Below are 17,770 nucleotides of genomic sequence, written 5' to 3'. Positions count from 1 at the left end.
GCGTGCGCGCATCTCGAACGGTTTGACCAAAGTGGCTGTCCAAAATGTCTGGACACCGATCACGCAAGCAGCGAAAGCTCGATAATCAAACAATTCACGGAAGTTACCGATGTTCCTCAAAGGCAAACGCGCACTGATCACCGGGTCCACTTCGGGCATCGGACTTGCCATTGCCCGGGCCTTGCGCGCAGAGGGGGCGCACATCGTGCTCAACGGTCTTGGCGACGCAGGTGAGATCGAAAAACTGCGTGCTGAGATGGACGCCGATTTCAGCGGTGCAAACCTGCTCGACCCGGTCGCGATCGAGGCAATGATGGCGGAGGCGGGAGAGATCGACATCCTCGTCAACAATGCCGGGATGCAGCACGTTTCCCCGGTGGAGGATTTCCCGGTCGACAAATGGGACGCGATCATCGCGCTAAATCTGACGGCGGCGTTTCACACCTCGCGGCTTGCGGTGCCGGCAATGAAGGAAAAAGGCTGGGGGCGCATCATCAACACTGCGAGCGCGCATTCCCTGACCGCCTCGCCATTCAAGAGCGCTTACAATGCCAGCAAGCGCGCGATTGCAGGCTTCACCAAGACCATCGCTCTGGAACTTGCGCAGACGGGGGTCACCGCCAATTGCATCAGTCCGGGCTATGTCTGGACCCCGCTGATCGAGGGGCAGATCCCGGACACGATGGCCGCGCGCGGGCTTTCGCGCGAAGAGGTTATCAACGACGTCCTGCTCGCCAAGCAGCCGACAAAGAAATTCGTGCAGCCGGAGGAGGTTGGCGCACTCGCCACGTTCTTGTGCCGCGAAGAGGCGGGCAACGTCACCGGGGCGAACTGGAGTATCGACGGGGGGTGGACTGCCGAATGATCCAAACGGGGGCGAAACGGGGGCTGGCGATTGCGGCGGCGATGATGCTCGCCGGGTGCACAGGCGCGCCCATCGCGAGCGTCCCTGCTGAGGAACGCGCGGCGATAGAGCAGAGCCTGAGGCGCGATATCGCTGTCCTCGCGAGCGACGAATTTGGCGGGCGCAAGCCCGGCGCGCTCGGTGAAGAGCGGACACTCACCTACATCACGGAGCGCATGATGGCGGCGGGCCTGGTATCGGGCACCAACGATCCGGGCAGCGCCTGGCGCGCGCCGGTCAATCTCGCTAGAACCAAACCCTTCACGAGCCGGATCGAAATGCGCGTTGGACGCCGGGTCGTGGAGCTTGACCCTGCAACCGCAGCGGCCTTTACCGGACGCAGACGCGAACTCGTCGAAAGTGCGGAAGTCGTCTTTGTGGGCAGGGAAGCCGACAAGGTCATTGCCGAAGACATCGCCGGAAAAGTGGCGGTTATGCTCGGCGAACCCGGCGTCAGCCCAAGCCGGCGCGCGATCCTCTTCGAACACAGGCCAGCCGCAATCATAACTGTGGTTGCCGACAACGAAGCCTTTGCCGACGTCAGCCGCGAATATGTCCGCGAAAGGATATCGCTTGCGAGCGAGGACACGGCGGCCTTGAGCGGATTTACCACGCACGCCGCAATGGCAGAGGCTCTGGGCGAGGAAAGCTGGACCCGGTTGGCGGAGGAGGCGCAAGCCGATGACTTCAAACCCCTGCTTCTGGATGCGACCGCTACGGTCGAGGCCAATTCGAACAGAACCGAATTCACCAGCTACAACGTGATTGGAAAGATCCCCGGATCGGTTGCGAACTCCGGGTCGGTCCTGCTGATGGCGCATTGGGACCATCTGGGCGAATGCGGCGCAGCCGATAATGAGGACCGGATTTGCAACGGTGCGGTCGACAATGCGAGCGGAATTGCAAGCGTCCTCGAAGTGGCGCGCAGGCTTGCCACGTCCGGCCCCCACGAACGCGACATTTACGTCATCGCGACCAGTGCAGAGGAATCGGGCCTGCTCGGGGCCAAAGCGTTCACAGAAGAACCACCGATACCGCTCGGCAGCATTGTTGCCGCGTTTAATTTCGATACGGTCGCGGTCGCTCCGGCGGGCAGCGCTGTGGGCTTTGTCGGGGAAGGGCGCACCGCACTCGATCCGCTGATCCTCGAGGTGATGGAGAAGGCTGGCCGCGAGCTTGGCAATCGCGAATTCGCCGAACGGTTCGTGCAGCGCCAGGATGGCTGGGCCTTGCTGCAGGAAGGCATCCCGGCGGTGTTCCTGTCGAGCGCATTCAGCTCCGAAATCGTGCTCGGTCCCTATCTCTCCGGCAACTACCACCGGGCAGGCGATGAACTGGATGCGATCGAGCTGGGCGGGGCAATCGACGACCTGTTGCTGCACGAGGAGCTGGTACGCCGGTTCGCCGACACCGCCCACTATTCGCCTACTGGCACAGAATAACGTCGATAGGCGCTGCGCAGGCCCTAGCGCTCAGGCAAAAGCGCGCCTAAATGGGCCGCCACGATTCTTCCGCCGGATGGGCGGTCAGCCTGACTAGTGAAAGTGGCGCATATGGACATCCCCCTCGGTCTCACATTCGATGATGTGCTGCTTCGCCCGGCAGAAAGCAACGTCCTGCCCAGCATGGCCGACACCAAGACGAAGCTGACCCGCGAGATCGGGCTCAACATTCCCATCCTGTCGGCTGCGATGGACACCGTGACCGAGGCGGACATGGCCATCGCAATGGCGCAGATGGGCGGGATCGGCGTCCTCCACCGCAATCTGGAACTGCCGGACCAGTGCGCGGCGGTGCGCGCGGTCAAGCGGTTTGAAAGCGGCATGGTCGTCAATCCGATTACGATTGGCCCCGACGCGGTCCTCGGCGATGCGCAGGCGCTGATGGATCAGCACCGGATCAGCGGCATCCCGGTGACCGACGGCAATGGCAAGCTCGTCGGGATGCTGACGAACCGCGATGTGCGCTTCGCTGAAAACCCGGCTCAGCCTGTGCGCGAATTGATGACGACCGAGAACCTTGTCACGGTTCCGCTTGGCACCTCTCAGGAAGACGCGCGGCGATTGCTGCACCAGCGCCGTATCGAAAAGCTCATCGTCGTCGACGATGATTACAAATGTATTGGCCTCATCACAGTCAAGGATATCGAGAAAGCGGTCAATTATCCGAGCGCGACCAAGGACAGCGCAGGCCGTCTTCGCGTGGCTGCGGCGACGACCGTTGGCGACACCGGCTTCGAACGCTCCGAGGCGCTGATCGATGCCGAGGTGGACGTCGTGATCATCGATACCGCCCACGGGCACAACGTCGATGTCGCACGCGCGGTCGAACGGGTGAAGAAGCTGTCCAATTCGGTGCAGGTGGTTGCGGGCAACGTCGCCACAGCGGAGGCCACCCGCGCGCTGATCGATGCGGGGGCGGATGCAGTGAAAGTCGGGATCGGACCCGGCTCGATCTGCACCACCCGAGTGGTCGCTGGCGTCGGCGTGCCGCAACTCACCGCGATCATGGACAGCGCAAGCGAGGCATCCAAATCGGGCGTGCCGATTATCGCCGACGGCGGACTGCGCACCAGCGGCGACGCGGCAAAGGCGCTCGCTGCCGGGGCCAGCACCGTCATGGTCGGCTCGATGCTTGCAGGGACTGCCGAAAGCCCCGGAGAAACATTCCTTTACCAGGGGCGCAGCTACAAGGCGTATCGCGGGATGGGCAGTGTCGGCGCCATGGCGCGCGGCAGTGCGGACCGCTATTTCCAGCAAGACGTCTCCGCCATGAAACTCGTGCCTGAAGGGATCGAGGGGCAGGTTCCCTTCAAGGGGCCCGCTGCCAATGTGGTCCACCAGCTCGTCGGAGGGGTCAAAGCCGCGATGGGATACACCGGCTCGGCAACGATCGAGGATCTGCGCAAGAACGCGAATTTCGTCCGGATCACAAATGCAGGCCTCTCGGAAAGCCACGTCCACGACGTCGCGATCACCCGCGAAGCGCCGAATTACCCGACGCGTTAGGATATGGAACCACTCGAACCCAACATGCGTATGTTTCGCGAAGTCGCGCGCACGTGACCCCCTCGGCGAGGGTCCAGGCGGCGATCGAGCTGCTCGATGAAGTGATCGACGCGGCACGGCGCGAGGGTGCGCCCGCCGACCGGTTGATCGCCAAGTATTTCAAGCAGCGCCGCTATGCAGGGTCGAAAGACCGCCGCGCCGTTCGCGAGCTTGTCTACAGCGCCATCCGCCATTGCGGTGAAATCCCGCAGAACGGCAGGGCGGCGATGCTCGCTCTGGCGCAGGCTGACCCGGCGCTTGCCGAATTGTTCGATGGGCAAGGGCACGGCCCGAAACCGATCCACGAAGGCGAGCCGGTCGCGCAAGCCGGAATAGCTCCCGCATGGCTGATTGAGGCTCTCGCCGCATCAGCTATCGAAGGCAATGCGGCCAGTAGCCTGCTCGAACGCGCTCCGCTCGACATCCGCGTCAACACCCTGAAAGCCGACCGCGAAGGGCTGAAACTGCCCGAGCCGGGCGAGCATCTCGCCGCGCCTCAGGCTCTGCGCCTGCCGGCCGGGACCTCCGCCGAACAATGGCAGGAATACCGCGACGGCAAGATCGAGGTGCAGGATCACGGGAGCCAGCTTGCCTGCCTTGCCGCTGCCGCGAAGCCGGGTGAGACCGTTATCGACCTTTGCGCAGGCGCAGGCGGCAAGACCCTCTCGCTGGCAGCTGCGATGCAGAATGAGGGCAAGCTGGTTGCCAGCGATACCGATCGCGGACGGCTTTCGAAGCTGTCGCCGCGCGCCGAGCGGGCAGGGGCGGGGATTATCGAGACGCTGCTGATGAATCCCAATGCCGAACTTGACGCGCTGTCGGAGCATGTCGGCACGGCTGATCTCGTGCTGGTCGACGCACCCTGTTCAGGCACGGGCACATGGCGGCGCAAGCCCGAAGCAAAGTGGCGCCTGACGCCTGAGCTGCTCGGCAAATACAGCGCCTTGCAGGACCGGTTGCTGGGTATCGCCGCGCAGCTGACCAAGCCGGGCGGGCGCACCGCGTTCATCACCTGCTCGCTGCTCGACGCTGAGGGGCCTGACAGAATTGCTGCGTTTCTGGCCGGAAATCCGGATTGGCTGGCAGAAACGGTCGACATTCCTCTCGGAATGCCGCGCGGGCAGGGCACGCGCCTTGATCCGTATCACCACGGCACGGACGGATTTTTTGTCGCCATTCTGCGTTCAAAGTGATAGCGAACACGGGTATGGCTCAGCCCGCCACCTTCCGGCCCGCTGCATTTAAGGAGCAATTTATGCGTTTCGCGCCCGTCGCCGCTGCCTTGTCGCTTTTTCTGGCTACGACAGCGAGTGTAACGACCGCGCAGGACCGCGATGCCGATCCGCGCGCCGCGGCTCTTATCCTGGAAGGCCGCGCACTGCTGACCGCTGGCGACACGCAGGCCGCCATCGACGCATACGAAGCCGCTCTGGCGGTCGATCCGGGCTACACGCCGATTTTCCTCGAACTTGCAGAAGCGGCACGGCAGGACGGGCTGCAAGGCAAGGCGATCCGGTTTTACCGCGAAGCGCTGGTGCGCGACCCCGATAATTTCGCAGCGATTTCCGGCGAAGGCGAAGCCTTGGTCGAAAAGGGCGCTCTGGAAAAGGCCAAGCGCAATCTAGCCCGGCTTGAAAGTCTGTGCGGGGCAAACTGCCCGGAAACGGTTGCGCTTCAGGGTGTGATCGAAGCCGGTCCTCCGGCAAGGCTCGCCGCCGAAACCGTCGAAGCCGGGCCGACCAGCAACTGATAGCTCAACAGGGGAGCCACCACGCTCATGCTGACGCTCCACCATCTCGAATATTCGCAGAGCTTCCGCATCCTGTGGCTGCTCGAAGCCTTGGGCGCGGAATACGAGCTGAAAAGCTACAACCGCGATCCCGAGACCAATCTCGCGCCTGACGATTACAAGGCGCTGTCCCCGCTGGGCACAGCGCCGGTCGTCACCGAGGGCGATCTGGTGCTGGCGGAAAGCAATGCGATCATCGATTACGTGCTCGATTCCTACCCGGATAGCGATTTGCGGCCATCAGCCGGGCATCCTGACCGGGCGCGGCACTTGTTCTGGTTCCACGCAGCGCAAGGCTCGCTGATGTCGATTCAGGGAGTGGCGATGGTGCTCAACCTGCTTGAAACGCGCACTCCGTGGCCGATCAGCGCGCTGCTTAAGGCGATTTTCGGGCAGGTCCGCAAACTGTTCGTCAATCCGCGCATGGATGCGCTGTTCGAACAGATGGACAAGGATCTGGGCAAGCAGCCCTATTTCGGCGGCAACAATCTGACGGGGGCGGATATCACGCTCGTCTACCCGATGTATGCCGCGCGCGACAAAGGATCGTTCGAGGGCAAATATCCGAACATCTCGGCATGGTTCGACCGGATCGAGGCGCTTCCGTCCTTTATCGCGGCGCGCGCCAAGGATGACCGGCCGCGGATCACGTTCCGTTTCGACGACTGAGCGGAGGGCCGCCTAGATAAGCGGCGCGAACTCCGTGACGAGCGCTGCATAGACCTCGCGCTTGAACGGAACGATAAGGTCCGGGAGCACTTCGGGCTGAACCCATTTGTAGGCGCGAAATTCGGCCGGATCGTGCGTTTCAAGGTCGATATGCGATTCCTCGCCCCGAAACCGGCCCAGATACCAATGCTGGACCTGTCCGCGATATTTGCCCTTCCAGACATTGCCAATCAGGTCTGGCGGCAGGTCATAGTGCATAGGTTTGGAGGCGGGCGCTACGATCTCCACGAGGTCAGCTCCGATGCCGGTTTCCTCCTCAAGCTCGCGCAGGGCGGCGGTCTGAGGGTCTTCTCCGGGATCGATTCCGCCCTGCGGCATCTGCCAGAAACCATGCGTGCGCGGATTGATCCGCTCACCGACAAAGACACGCTTCTCGTGGTTTACGAGCATGAAGCCGGCGCATTGGCGGTAGGGCAGTTCCTGTGCGTCCTTCGCCATGTCAGCTGCGCTCCAGCATCAGGTTCATCGCCGCGACCACACGCTCCAGATCGCCTTGCGCGCTTGGGACGGCCTGGCGCAGATTGGTGAAGCTGTGGGTGACGCCTTTCATTTCAAGAAACACGAAGTCGCGGCCCGCTTCGGCTAGCGCCTTGGCGTAGTCGCGGCCTGAATCGCGGATCGGATCGAGGCTGGCTGTGACGAGCACGGTTGGCGGCGCATGCGAGTGATCGCCGAGGATTGGAATGCCGCGGGCATCGCTGCGGTCGGGCGCGTATTGCGCGTCGAAGTATTCGACCGCCGCTTTCGTCAGCACATATCCATCGTCGAACTCGTCGAGGCTCGCTGATCCCATGGCATCGCTGGCGAGCGGGAACAGCGGAACTTGCAGGACAACCGGCACATCGGCGGGCTTTTCTGCGAGCAGCTGTCCGGTCACGATCGTCGCAGTGCCGCCTGCACTGTCTCCGATGGTGACAAGCCCGGTGGCCACGCGCCCAAGATCTGCTGGATTGCCCGCGATCCAACGCGCCGCTGCCTCGCAATCTTCGATTGCCGCCGGAAAAGGAGCCTCGGGTGCGCGCCGATAATCGACCGCGACGACCGGCAGATCGGCCAGCGCCGCGATTTCGGTGCAGAGCGCGTTATGGGTTTCAAGGTCGCCGATCACGAACCCGCCGCCGTGGAAAAATACGATGACCGGACCGGGTTCGCGTGTTTCGCGCGCGTCATAAAGCCGAAGCGGGATATCGCCTGCCGGGCCGGGGCAGCTGAGATTGCGGACCAGCGCAAGCTCGCGCGCCGGTTTGTCGGCCATCGCGTGAAGCGCCAGATACGATCCGCGCGCTTCCTCCAGCGTCATGTCTGCAATCTTGAGTCCGTCCATCGCTTCGAGAGCATCGATGAATGCCTGCATGTCGGGACGGATATAGGGGGAAGTGTCGGTCATGGTGCTGGGCTCTCCAATTGCATTGACCGCTCGATAGGACGGCTTGCGCTGCATTTCTACTCGCATTGAGCGCAAGGCGCGGTTAGGCGGCCAGCATGGACAATCTGACGCACAGCCTTGTCGGCGCAGTGATGGGGCAGGCGGGCCTCAAGAAAAAGACCGGGCTGGCAATGCCCGCGCTGATTATCGGCGCGAATATACCCGATGTGGATGCGGCGCGCTTCTTCTGGCTGGAAGGGGTCGAACATCTCGGCTTTCGGCGCGGGATCACCCACGGGCCGCCAGCAATGGTGCTGTTGCCGCTGATCCTCGCCGGACTGCTGTGGGGCTATGACCGCTGGCAGGACAAGCGCGGCAAGCGGCCCAAGGATCGTCTGCCGGTGCATTTCGGTTGGCTTTTCGCACTGTCCTTTATCGCATGTCTAAGCCACCCGGCGCTCGACTGGCTCAACGTTTACGGCGTTCGTTTCCTCGAGCCGTTTTCGAGCCAATGGTTCTACGGCGATACGCTGTTCATCATCGATGTGTGGCTGTGGGCGCTGCTGGGCCTCACTTGGTGGTGGTCCGCTCGGAAAGAAAAGCGCGATGGAAATTGGATGCGACCTGCGAAGATCGGGATCGTTGTTGGCCTCGCCTACATCGGGATGAACTGGATGATCAGCCATGCTCCCACACTCAGGCTGACGCTTTACGATGGCCCCGGGATTGGACGGATCTCTAGCCCGGTTCCATTCTATTTCTGGGAAAGAGAGGTGATCCGTATCGGTCGCAACTGGCCCGAGGATGAATTGGAAGAAGCCAAGACCCCATATTTGCAATGCGAGAATCGGCCAATTGTTGACCCATCAATGCGATGCGGGTGGCCGTCCGGCGAACAACTGGATCAGGATGATACCCAGCTTCAAGCCTTCCTGTTCTGGTCGCGCGCACCTTTTGCAACCCGCGCCGAAGACGGCTCAGTGATTTTATACGACGCCCGGTTTTACGACCCTCGCGCCCGCGACCGTTTCTCCATCGCGCTGCCCGATGTCGAATGCGAGGAACTCCCCGCCGATTAGCGCGCTTCATCACCCATGAGCGAACCACAAATCGTCTGGCTGCGGCGTGATCTGCGCATGGCCGATAATCCCGCCCTTTCCTCCGCCGCTGCGCAAGGTCCGGTCGTGGCCGTGTACGTGCTCGATGATGAAGCAGCCGATCACCATGCCTATGGCGGCGCGTCGCGGTGGTGGCTGCACCATTCGCTGGAAAGTCTCGGCAATAGCTTTGGCAAACGCAATTCGCGGGTAATCCTGCGGCGCGGCGATGCGGTGAAGGAGTTGTGCAAGGTCGCCGAGGAGGTCGGGGCCAAAACAATCCACGCCAACCGTCATTACGAGCCGTGGTGGCGCAAGGCGCAGGGCAAGCTGGACGAAAAGCTCGATCTGCAACTCTACGACGGAAATTACATCTTCCCGCCGGGCTTCATCACCACCGGATCGGGCGATCCGTACAAAATTTACACGCCGTTCTACAAATCGAGCAAAGCCAAATTCCCTCCGCGCGACTGCGTCCCGGAGCCTGAAACGCTGTCCTCACCGGACAGCTGGCCGCAAAGCGATGACCTGTCCGACTGGAACCTGCTTCCGACAAAGCCCGACTGGTCGGGCGGTATCGAGGCGTTCTGGCGGGTCGGAGAAGACGCCGCGCAGGACCGCCTTTCCGAATGGGAAGACGATGTCGCGGATTACGACGAAGACCGAAACCTGCCCTCGGTCGATGGCTCATCGCGCCTATCGCCGCACCTGCACTTCGGCGAGATATCTCCAATCCAGATATGGCATACGCTCAAGCACAAGCGCTCCGATGGCTGGGAAACCTATGAAAGCGAGCTGGTCTGGCGCGATTATGCGCAGAACGTGATCGCGCAATTCCCCGCCTATCCGAGCGAGAATTACCGCGAGGATTACGACCGGATCAAGTGGCGCGATCCGGACAAGGACGATAGCGCCGCAAGCGACCTGCGCGCATGGGAGAAGGGCCGCACCGGCTACCCGATCGTCGATGCCGGAATGCGCCAGCTATGGCAGACGGGATGGATGCACAACCGCGTGCGCATGATTACAGCCAGCTTCCTCATCAAACATCTGCTGATCGACTGGCGGCAGGGCGAAAAATGGTTCTGGGATACGCTGGTCGATGCCGATTACGCCTCCAACGCGACCAACTGGCAGTGGGTTTCAGGGACGGGCGTCGATTCCAACATGTTCGTGCGCATCATGGCCCCGCTCAGCCAGTCGGAAAAGTTCGGCGCAGCGGGCTATATCCGCGAATATGTGCCCGAGCTGGCTGATCTGTCCGATAGCGACATCCACGATCCGCCCGACGAAAGGCGCGGTGACTATCCCGGTAAGCTGATCGGCCACAAGCAAGGTCGGGAGCGCGCTCTCGATGCCTATAAGGCCATGAAAAACGGGTAGCATCATGCCAAGAACCTTGCCCCGCGCGCGCGGCTGCGATTAAGACATCGCCATGACCGCGCAAGGGATGAGAGGAGAGCCATTGCTGGCCGGCGGCGCGCGTTTCGCGCCGGAGCCGGGCCTCCTGGCAAAGCTGTTTGCTCCGGGTTTCAAAACCATGCTCGACCGCGTGGATGCGGGGCTGGAGGCAGGCTCGCTCACTTCGCACCTGCCCGATGGCACTACGCGCGTTCTTGGCGGGCGCGCTCCGGGGTTCGACGTTGAGATCCACCTGAAAGACTGGCGCGCGCTGATCCGGCTCGCGACCAATGGGTCGGTGGGCTGGTACCAGGCCTACGAAGCAGGCGAGTGGGAGGCGGACAACCACGCACACCTGTTCGCGCTGCTGGGTGCAAATGCCCGTTCGCTCGGCAATACCGCGCGCAGCATTGGTCCGTTTCGCTGGATCGCAGCGCTTGCACACCGCTTCAACCAGAACAGCAAGGCCGGCTCGGTACGCAACATTGCCGCGCATTACGACCTCGGCAACGATTTCTACGGCGCGTGGCTCGATCCGAGCATGACTTATTCGAGCGGCCTTGGGCTGGCCGACGATGACCTGGCCGCATCGCAAGACCGCAAACTTGCTGCGATCGCCTCGCGGCTTGGGCATCCCGATAGCGTGCTTGAAATCGGCTGCGGTTGGGGCTCGATGGCGCGGAAGCTGGCAGAGGGCGGGGCGCATGTCACCGCGATCAGCCTGTCTGATGAGCAACTTGCCTATGCCCGCTCGCACTCGAACGCACAGATAGACTTCCGCAAGCAGGATTACCGCGACACGTCGGGCCAATTCGATGCCATTGCGAGCGTTGAAATGGTGGAGGCGCTGGGCCGCGAATACTGGCCGGATTTCATGGACTGCGTCGCGCGAAATCTGAAACCCGGCGGCCGCGCGGCGGTGCAATATATTTCGATGGCGGGCGACCTGTTCGAGACTTACGCAGGGTCGGTACGATTTCATCCAGGCATATGTATTCCCCGGCGGGATGCTCATCAAGACCTCGGAATTCCGTGAATTGGCCGAGGCGCGCGGGCTGAGGTGGACCGACCAGACGGACTTCGCGCGCGATTACGCCGACACTTTGCGGATTTGGCGCGCGAACTTCGACCGCGCTCTCTCCGAAGGGCGCCTGCCGGACGATTTCGATGAGCGCTTTATCCGGTTGTGGCGCTATTACCTTTCATACTGTGAGGGCGGTTTCCTCTCAGGCAATATCGACGTCCATCAGGTGACACTCGTAAAGGATTGATCGCCAATCGGGCGAGGGGGAGACGAGACGATGAAACTGCGCAGCATGGCTCTTGCGGGAATTGCCGCCCTCACGCTCGGCGCGTGCACCGGGACCGGAATTGCCGATCTGGCGACTACAGCGCCGCAGCTCGAACCGGTCCAGCTCATCGCACCGCCGGAGCGGGACCAGTCCGATCTGCAGGTGCTGTTCTGGGACGATGCGCAGCGTTCGGCACGCTTTCGCGACATGGAAAGCTGGTTTGCGGGCCACGAAGTTCCTGCCGCTTCTCAGACGCGCGCGCTACCTGCGGGCGAACCTCTGAGCGCTGAGATACAGGCCGATCTCGCCGCATTGATGGCGGACACGAACGCGGTCGGTATCATGGTCCTGCAGGACGGCAAGAAGCGGTATGAGAACTACGGCCTTGGCCTTGGCGCAGACGACCGCTGGACCAGCTTTTCAGTCGCGAAAAGCTTTACCTCGACCCTGCTCGGCGCGGCCCTGGCCGACGGGTTCATCGCCAGCCTTGACGATCCTGTCACCACCTACATTCCCGAGCTTGCCGGATCGGCCTATGACGGCGTGACGGTGCGGCAGATCGCGACGATGACCAGCGGCGTGGCGTGGGATGAGGATTACACCGATCCCGAAAGCGATGTGGCGCAGATGAACCGCTATGTGGTCGAATATGGCGAGGATGCGATTGTCGCCCAGATGAAGACCCTCGAGCGCGAGGCCGAGCCGGGAGAGAAATGGGTCTACAAGACCGGCGAGACGAACCTGATCGGCTTGCTTGTCGAAAATGCAGTCGGCTTGCCGCTGGCGGAATATGCGCAGGAAAAAATTGTCGAGCCTGCAGGCTTTGCAGGCGGCTTGTTCTGGATGGTCGATCCGCGCGGCGGGAATATCGGGGGCTGCTGCCTGTCGCTGCGTCTGTCGGACTATGCCCGAATGGGTCAGTTCGCGCTTGAAGGCGGAGCGGGGACCGTCCCCGATGGCTGGTTTGCCGAGGCGGGCGATTCGCTGGTCGATTTCGGCGATAGCGGATTTGGTTACGGCTATCAGTGGTGGACATTTCCCGGCGGCAATTACGGCGCGCAAGGCATCTTTGGACAAGCGATCACCATCGTTCCGGAAAAGGATCTGGTCGTCGCCATGATCAGCAACTGGCCGCAAGCGACATCCAGCGAGAATCGCGCAAAGGCGCGCGCTGTGGTCGAGAAAATCGCTGCGGCCAGTGACTGACAGTCGTGGCGCCAGCCGTCAGATGGCGGTGCGAATGATCCCGGTATTGCTGTAACGCTGCAGGATGTTGTCATGCACGATCGGGCTGAGCAGCTCGGTGAACGCGCAGCCGACGATGCAATTGTCCCACCAGACCACTTCGGACTGAAGCGATTCGAGACCCGGCAAAGTCAGCCAGCAAACCTGACCTTCATGCATCCGGTTGATCGACGCGGCTGAAAAGCCGGAGATCGACAGATCGTGCACCACGCTTTGAAAAGCGCGGCCACCCGACGCCCGCAGGGTAGCGGGGATCGTAAGCTTGGTACGCGGTGCGCAGCGATCTTCTTGCGCTGCAACCCGGTATGTGTCGTGTTCGCTCGGCATGGCCTTACAAAACCTCATTCAATCAGCGGTTGGTCTCTTCGCCGGTCGGTCTTTTATGAGTTTGGTCAGTGAGCGACATTGACCAGCCGGTGTTTCCACTGTCTTGCAGACAATGGTTAATGCATCGTTAGGGTTGAGGTGCGCCGCCCGGTGTGAACGTTCGCCCGCAAGCCGTTCGATGCCGATCAGCCCTCTATACGCTCTCGGTGGCCGGTCGTAAAATCTTCCTGGAGCAAGGCGACGAGGCGTTCGGCAACCTTTTCCGGCGGTTTGACTGTCTCCGGGTTCTCTCCCGGATAGGCGCGGGCCCGCATCTCGGTGCGCGTGGCCCCCGGGTCGACGATGGCGACTCGCAGCGGGCTGAGCTTTTCGACTTCCGCTGCATAGGTTTCCAGCAGGTTGTCGAATGCCGCCTTGGTCGAGCCATAGGCCCCCCAGAATGCGCGCGGACCGGCACCGACGCTGCTCGTCAAGCCAATGATGCGCCCATTCTTTGCGCGGCGCAGCAGCGGATCGAAAGCCGAAAGCAGCGCCTGCGTGGCGACGACATTGGTCATGATCGCCTTGTTATAAAGCTTGGGGTCGAACTGCGAAACCGGTGTTAACTCCGGCAAATAAGCCGCTGAAAGGCATAGGATATCGAGCGTTTCCCAACGCCCTGCAATGGCTGCTGCTAGCCTGCTGACGGCCTCCGGTTCGGTCAGGTCGAGCGGCGCGATGGTCGACGTGCCGCCAGCGGCGTGGATCTTGTCCTCGACCTCTTCCAGCGCCTTCACCTTGCGCGCAACAAGGATGACGTGCGCGCCCTCCCTGGCAAGCGCGACTGCGGTTGCAGCGCCAATTCCTCGGCTCGCGCCAGTGACGAGGGCGGTCTGCCCTTCGAACGGTTTCGTGTCTGTCATGGTTCAGGCAGCCCTTGATCCGCCAGGGACGTGATCTGCGAATGGCAGTTCGGCGGACTTCTGTTCGTCTCCGCCCAGGTCGGTCAGCGATGTCGGGTAATCACCGGTAAAGCAGGCATCGCAGAATTGAGGGCAGGATTTGTTGCGACCTTTCGAGCCGACCGCGCGGTAGAGGCCGTCGATCGAGATGAATGCGAGGCTGTCCGCCTTGATGAATTCGCGCATCGGTTCAAGCTCCATGCGCGCGGCGAGCAGTTTCGAGCGCTCCGGCGTATCGACCCCGTAGAAACAGCTATGCGCCGTCGGCGGGCTGGCGACGCGGAAATGCACTTCGCTCGCGCCTGCCTCGCGCATCATCTCGACAATTTTCATGCTGGTCGTGCCGCGCACGATGGAATCGTCGATCAGGACAATGCGCTTGCCCGCTACAAGTCCGCGATTGGCGTTGTGCTTGCGCTTTACGCCCGAATGGCGCGCGCTGTCCGATGGCTGGATGAAAGTGCGCCCGACATAGTGCGAACGGATGATGCCGAGTTCGAAAGGCACGCCTGATTCCTGAGCGTAGCCGATGGCCGCCGGAACGCCGCTATCGGGCACGGGGACCACGAGGTCGACGTCGCACGGCGCTTCGATGGCAAGCTCTGTGCCGATAGCCTTGCGAGCTTCGTAGACGCTTTGCCCGGCGAAAATGCTGTCGGGACGGCTGAAGTAGACGTGCTCGAAGATGCAGGGACGCGGGCTAGGATTGCCGAACGGGTGAACGCTCTTGATCTCGCCCGAAAAATCGACCTGCAGCATCTCGCCCGGTTCGACCTCGCGGATCAGCTCCGCGCCGATCACGTCGAAAGCGACGCTTTCGCTGGCGAACACCACCGCATCCCCCATCCGGCCCATGACGAGCGGACGAATGCCCAGCGGGTCGCGGCAGGCAATCATGCCCTCTGGCGTCATCACGATCAGTGCGTAGGCCCCCTCGACCAGGCGCAGCGCGTCGATCAGGCGGTCGGCAATGGTGGGATAGCGGCTAGTGGCGACAAGATGGATAATGACCTCGGTGTCCGAGGTGGACTGAAATATCGACCCCTTGTTCACCAGATCCTTGCGCAGCGCCTGCGCGTTCGAGATGTTGCCGTTATGCGCAACCGCGAACCCGCCGCTGGCCAGCTCGGCATAGAGCGGCTGCACATTGCGCAGGCCCGATCCGCCGGTGGTCGAATAACGCACGTGGCCCGCCGACATGTGGCCGGGCAGTTCGGCAATCGCCTCGGATGAGGAGAAGTTGTCGGCCACATGGCCTAGCCCGCGCCGCGAAAAGAATTCGGTCCCGTCAAAACTGGTGATGCCAACCGCTTCCTGTCCGCGGTGTTGGAGCGCGTGGAGGCCCAGCGCGGTCGCAGCGGACGCATCGGCGGCATTGATCGCGCCGAACACACCGCATTCCTCGCGCAGCTTGTCGCCATCTGCATCCAGGTATGGGTGCGTAATATTGGAGAGCGTATGTGCCATCGCCAGACCTGTCCGCTGCGCTGTCTGCTGAAGTGCCCGCTCAATGGCGATGTTACGGATCAATTACAAGGGCGGTGAGGCGGCCTGTGCCCCCATTTTTGCCAGCAGCCCGGCCAGCCCTGGGCGAGGATCGCGAGCCAGCCGCGCTTTACTCACAATATCGTGGCCCATCCGGATTGTGCACAGGAGGCCTCCCGCCTACAGCCTGCGTTCAGCAGCAACCGGCCAGCGCGACTTTTTCATGCTTACACCTTTCGAACGAATGATTGCGAAGCGCTATCTCTGGCCGGGCAAGGGCGAGGCATTCATTGCGCTCGTCGCCGGGATTTCGGTCGGAGTGGTGATGCTGTCGGTCGCCATGCTGGTCCTCGTGATGAGCGTGATGGGCGGCTTTCGTGGAGAGATGCTGGACAAGTTTGCGGGGCTGAACGGCCACGCGGTCGTTCAGGCCTACGGCGGAAAGCTCGACAACTGGGAAAGCACGCTGGAACAGGTGCGCTCGACCGAAGGCGTAGTGAATGCCTCTCCGCTGATCGAGCAGCCGCTGCTGGCGAGCTTCAACGGACGCGCAGTTGCGATTTTCGTGCGCGGCAACACTGCCGAAGACATTGCCGATATCGGTGATCAGGTGCTGCTCGGTGATATCGCCGATATCCAGCCGGGCAGCGGCAAGGTCGCTATCGGCTCGCGGCTCGCAGCCAATATCGGCGCGCGGGTCGGGGATACGATCACGATCATCAATCCGCAGGGGCGGGTCACGCCGTTTGGCACCTCGATCCGCCAGGTCGGATACGAAGTCGGCGCAATCTTCGAGATCGGCCTGTACGATTTCGATGAGACATTCGTCATCATGCCGATGCAGGACGCGCAAACGTTGTTGCTGCTGGGCGATACGGTCGGGCTGATAGAGGTCACGGTGACCGATCCCGACAATGTCGGCGAGATTCTCGAGCCGGTGCGGGTTGCGCTGGTCGACCGTGCGGCGATCGCCGATTGGAAGGAAATCAACTCGACCCTGTTCGAAGCGCTTGAAGTCGAGCGCGTTGCGATGTTCTTTGTCCTGAGTTTCATGGTGCTGGTCGCGTCTTTTAACATCCTTTCGAGCCTCGTGATGCTGGTCCGCGCCAAGACCCGCGATATCGCGATCATGCGAACGATGGGGGCAACCCGGCGAAGCCTGCTCAAGATTTTCGTGACCACCGGGACCACGATTGGAGCGATCGGGACGGTCACCGGGCTTATTCTGGGCTTCCTGCTGCTCTATTTCCGCAATCCGATCGTGGACGGGATCGCGTTCCTGACCGGTGTGGAGATCTGGGACCCGAGCGTCCGGTTCCTCACATCGCTGCCCGTCCGGGTCGATCCGTGGGAAATCATCGGCATCACCGCGCTCGGCATCGTGCTGAGTTTCCTCGCGACGCTCTATCCCGCGCTCAAGGCGTCGAACACCGATCCGGTGCAGGTGCTGCGCTATGAATAGTGGCGGACCGATTGTCTCTCTGCGCGGACTGAAGCGCAGCTTCGAGCAGGGCGGCCAGCGCATCGATGTGCTGCGCGGCGTGGATCTCGATATCCAGCCCGGTGAGATCGTTGCACTTCTGGGGCCATCGGGCTCGGGCAAATCGACCATGCTTCAGGCGGTCGGCTTGCTGGAGGGCGGCTTCGAAGGCTCCATCGCCATCGCAGGCGAAGCAGCGGAGACGCTTCCAACCGATCAGCGAACGAGGCTGCGGCGCGAGCATCTCGGCTTTGTCTACCAGTTCCACCACTTGCTGCCCGATTTCGACGCGACCGAGAATGTCGTCATGCCGCAGATGATTGCCGGCGCCTCGCGCGGTGCAGCGCTTGAGCGCGCGCAGATCCTGCTCTCAAGCCTCGGCCTCGGTCACCGCCTGACGCACCGGCCCAGCCAGCTGTCGGGCGGCGAGCAGCAGCGCGTCGCGGTCGCCCGGGCGCTCGCCAACCAGCCGACCCTCGTGCTCGCGGATGAGCCAACCGGCAACCTCGACGAGACGACCTCGGACACAGTGCTTGGGCAATTTCTCGAACTGGTGCGCGGAGAGGGCAGCGCTGCCCTTGTTGCGACACACAATGAGCGCCTCGCAAGCCGGATGGACCGTGTGGTCCGTCTGCATGACGGCGTACTCAGCTAGTTCGGACCCATC

The 17,770-nt window shown here is 62.2% G+C and carries 18 protein-coding genes; 13 read left to right on the top strand and 5 right to left on the bottom strand.

Translation table 11 applies throughout. From position 1 onward, the window contains the following. The first annotated feature begins 109 nt into the window (after positions 1-109). The 6 genes from AC0L39_RS09960 to AC0L39_RS09935 all read left to right on the top strand — a co-directional run bounded on the left by AC0L39_RS09960 (position 110) and on the right by AC0L39_RS09935 (position 6,409). Complete coding sequence (locus AC0L39_RS09960) at positions 110-865, top strand: 3-hydroxybutyrate dehydrogenase (RefSeq protein ID WP_473257544.1); 756 nt, start codon at positions 110-112, stop codon at positions 863-865. Beyond that, positions 862-2,346: a M28 family metallopeptidase gene (locus AC0L39_RS09955; RefSeq protein WP_473257542.1), complete on the top strand. Its 1,485-nt coding sequence runs from the start codon at positions 862-864 to the stop codon at positions 2,344-2,346. Before AC0L39_RS09960 ends, AC0L39_RS09955 begins: the two co-directional genes overlap by 4 nt. Positions 2,347-2,457: 111 nt before the next feature. After that, positions 2,458-3,912 (top strand): IMP dehydrogenase, encoded by a 1,455-nt coding sequence (guaB, locus tag AC0L39_RS09950; protein WP_473257540.1) that lies wholly within the window; start codon positions 2,458-2,460, stop codon positions 3,910-3,912. 53 nt (positions 3,913-3,965) lie between these two features. Continuing rightward, positions 3,966-5,144 carry an RsmB/NOP family class I SAM-dependent RNA methyltransferase gene (locus tag AC0L39_RS09945; RefSeq protein WP_473257538.1) on the top strand — a complete coding sequence of 393 codons (1,179 nt, stop codon included), beginning with the start codon at positions 3,966-3,968 and terminating at the stop codon, positions 5,142-5,144. A gap of 62 nt (positions 5,145-5,206) precedes the next feature. Further along, on the top strand, positions 5,207-5,701 hold the full coding sequence (locus AC0L39_RS09940) for a tetratricopeptide repeat protein (RefSeq protein ID WP_473257537.1): 495 nt from the start codon (positions 5,207-5,209) through the stop codon (positions 5,699-5,701). A gap of 27 nt (positions 5,702-5,728) precedes the next feature. Beyond that, on the top strand, positions 5,729-6,409 hold the full coding sequence (locus AC0L39_RS09935) for a glutathione S-transferase family protein (RefSeq protein ID WP_473257536.1): 681 nt from the start codon (positions 5,729-5,731) through the stop codon (positions 6,407-6,409). A 12-nt stretch (positions 6,410-6,421) separates the two neighbouring features. Here AC0L39_RS09935 and AC0L39_RS09930 read toward each other — a convergent pair whose 3' ends face one another. Both AC0L39_RS09930 and AC0L39_RS09925 read right to left on the bottom strand, forming a co-directional pair. Continuing rightward, entirely contained in the window at positions 6,422-6,907 is a 486-nt protein-coding gene (locus tag AC0L39_RS09930; protein ID WP_473257534.1) for an RNA pyrophosphohydrolase, read from the bottom strand. A gap of 1 nt (position 6,908) precedes the next feature. Further along, on the bottom strand, positions 6,909-7,856 hold the full coding sequence (locus AC0L39_RS09925) for an alpha/beta hydrolase (RefSeq protein WP_473257533.1): 948 nt from the start codon (positions 7,854-7,856) through the stop codon (positions 6,909-6,911). 95 nt (positions 7,857-7,951) lie between these two features. On the opposite strand from AC0L39_RS09925, the gene AC0L39_RS09920 reads away from it, so the two are divergent. Genes AC0L39_RS09920 through AC0L39_RS09900 form a run of 5 tightly spaced genes read left to right on the top strand, consistent with a single transcriptional unit; the run spans position 7,952 to position 12,831 of the window. Next, complete coding sequence (locus AC0L39_RS09920) at positions 7,952-8,914, top strand: metal-dependent hydrolase (protein ID WP_473257531.1); 963 nt, start codon at positions 7,952-7,954, stop codon at positions 8,912-8,914. A 15-nt stretch (positions 8,915-8,929) separates the two neighbouring features. Next, a complete protein-coding gene (locus AC0L39_RS09915; RefSeq protein WP_473257530.1) occupies positions 8,930-10,315 on the top strand; it encodes a cryptochrome/photolyase family protein in 1,386 nt (461 codons plus the stop codon). Between the two features lie 52 nt (positions 10,316-10,367). Beyond that, on the top strand, positions 10,368-11,369 hold the full coding sequence (locus AC0L39_RS09910) for an SAM-dependent methyltransferase (RefSeq protein WP_473257529.1): 1,002 nt from the start codon (positions 10,368-10,370) through the stop codon (positions 11,367-11,369). After that, on the top strand, positions 11,341-11,604 hold the full coding sequence (locus AC0L39_RS09905) for a class I SAM-dependent methyltransferase (protein ID WP_473257527.1): 264 nt from the start codon (positions 11,341-11,343) through the stop codon (positions 11,602-11,604). Before AC0L39_RS09910 ends, AC0L39_RS09905 begins: the two co-directional genes overlap by 29 nt. 30 nt (positions 11,605-11,634) lie before the next feature. Further along, a complete protein-coding gene (locus tag AC0L39_RS09900) occupies positions 11,635-12,831 on the top strand; it encodes a serine hydrolase domain-containing protein (RefSeq protein ID WP_473257526.1) in 1,197 nt (398 codons plus the stop codon). Between the two features lie 18 nt (positions 12,832-12,849). Here AC0L39_RS09900 and AC0L39_RS09895 read toward each other — a convergent pair whose 3' ends face one another. The 3 genes from AC0L39_RS09895 to purF form a co-directional block, all read right to left on the bottom strand. After that, the gene (locus AC0L39_RS09895; RefSeq protein WP_473257525.1) at positions 12,850-13,197 is read right to left on the bottom strand and encodes a PilZ domain-containing protein; all 348 of its coding nucleotides are present in this window, start codon (positions 13,195-13,197) and stop codon (positions 12,850-12,852) included. Positions 13,198-13,382: 185 nt separating this feature from the next. Beyond that, positions 13,383-14,099 carry an SDR family NAD(P)-dependent oxidoreductase gene (locus AC0L39_RS09890; RefSeq protein WP_473257523.1) on the bottom strand — a complete coding sequence of 239 codons (717 nt, stop codon included), beginning with the start codon at positions 14,097-14,099 and terminating at the stop codon, positions 13,383-13,385. A 3-nt stretch (positions 14,100-14,102) separates the two neighbouring features. After that, positions 14,103-15,605: an amidophosphoribosyltransferase gene (gene purF, locus AC0L39_RS09885; protein WP_473257521.1), complete on the bottom strand. Its 1,503-nt coding sequence runs from the start codon at positions 15,603-15,605 to the stop codon at positions 14,103-14,105. A gap of 241 nt (positions 15,606-15,846) precedes the next feature. Between purF and AC0L39_RS09880 the strand changes: the two genes are divergently transcribed. Further along, positions 15,847-17,085, top strand: a complete 1,239-nt coding sequence (locus AC0L39_RS09880; RefSeq protein ID WP_473257519.1) for a lipoprotein-releasing ABC transporter permease subunit — start codon at positions 15,847-15,849, stop codon at positions 17,083-17,085. Continuing rightward, positions 17,078-17,758 (top strand): ABC transporter ATP-binding protein, encoded by a 681-nt coding sequence (locus AC0L39_RS09875; RefSeq protein ID WP_473257518.1) that lies wholly within the window; start codon positions 17,078-17,080, stop codon positions 17,756-17,758. The genes AC0L39_RS09880 and AC0L39_RS09875 overlap by 8 nt, the downstream gene beginning before the upstream one ends. Positions 17,759-17,770: the final 12 nt, after the last annotated feature.

Source organism: Erythrobacter sp. K21-9, assembly GCF_055808355.1.
The sequence above is the reverse complement of the archived record's forward strand: the minus strand, read 5'-3'. Positions and strand labels throughout refer to the sequence as shown.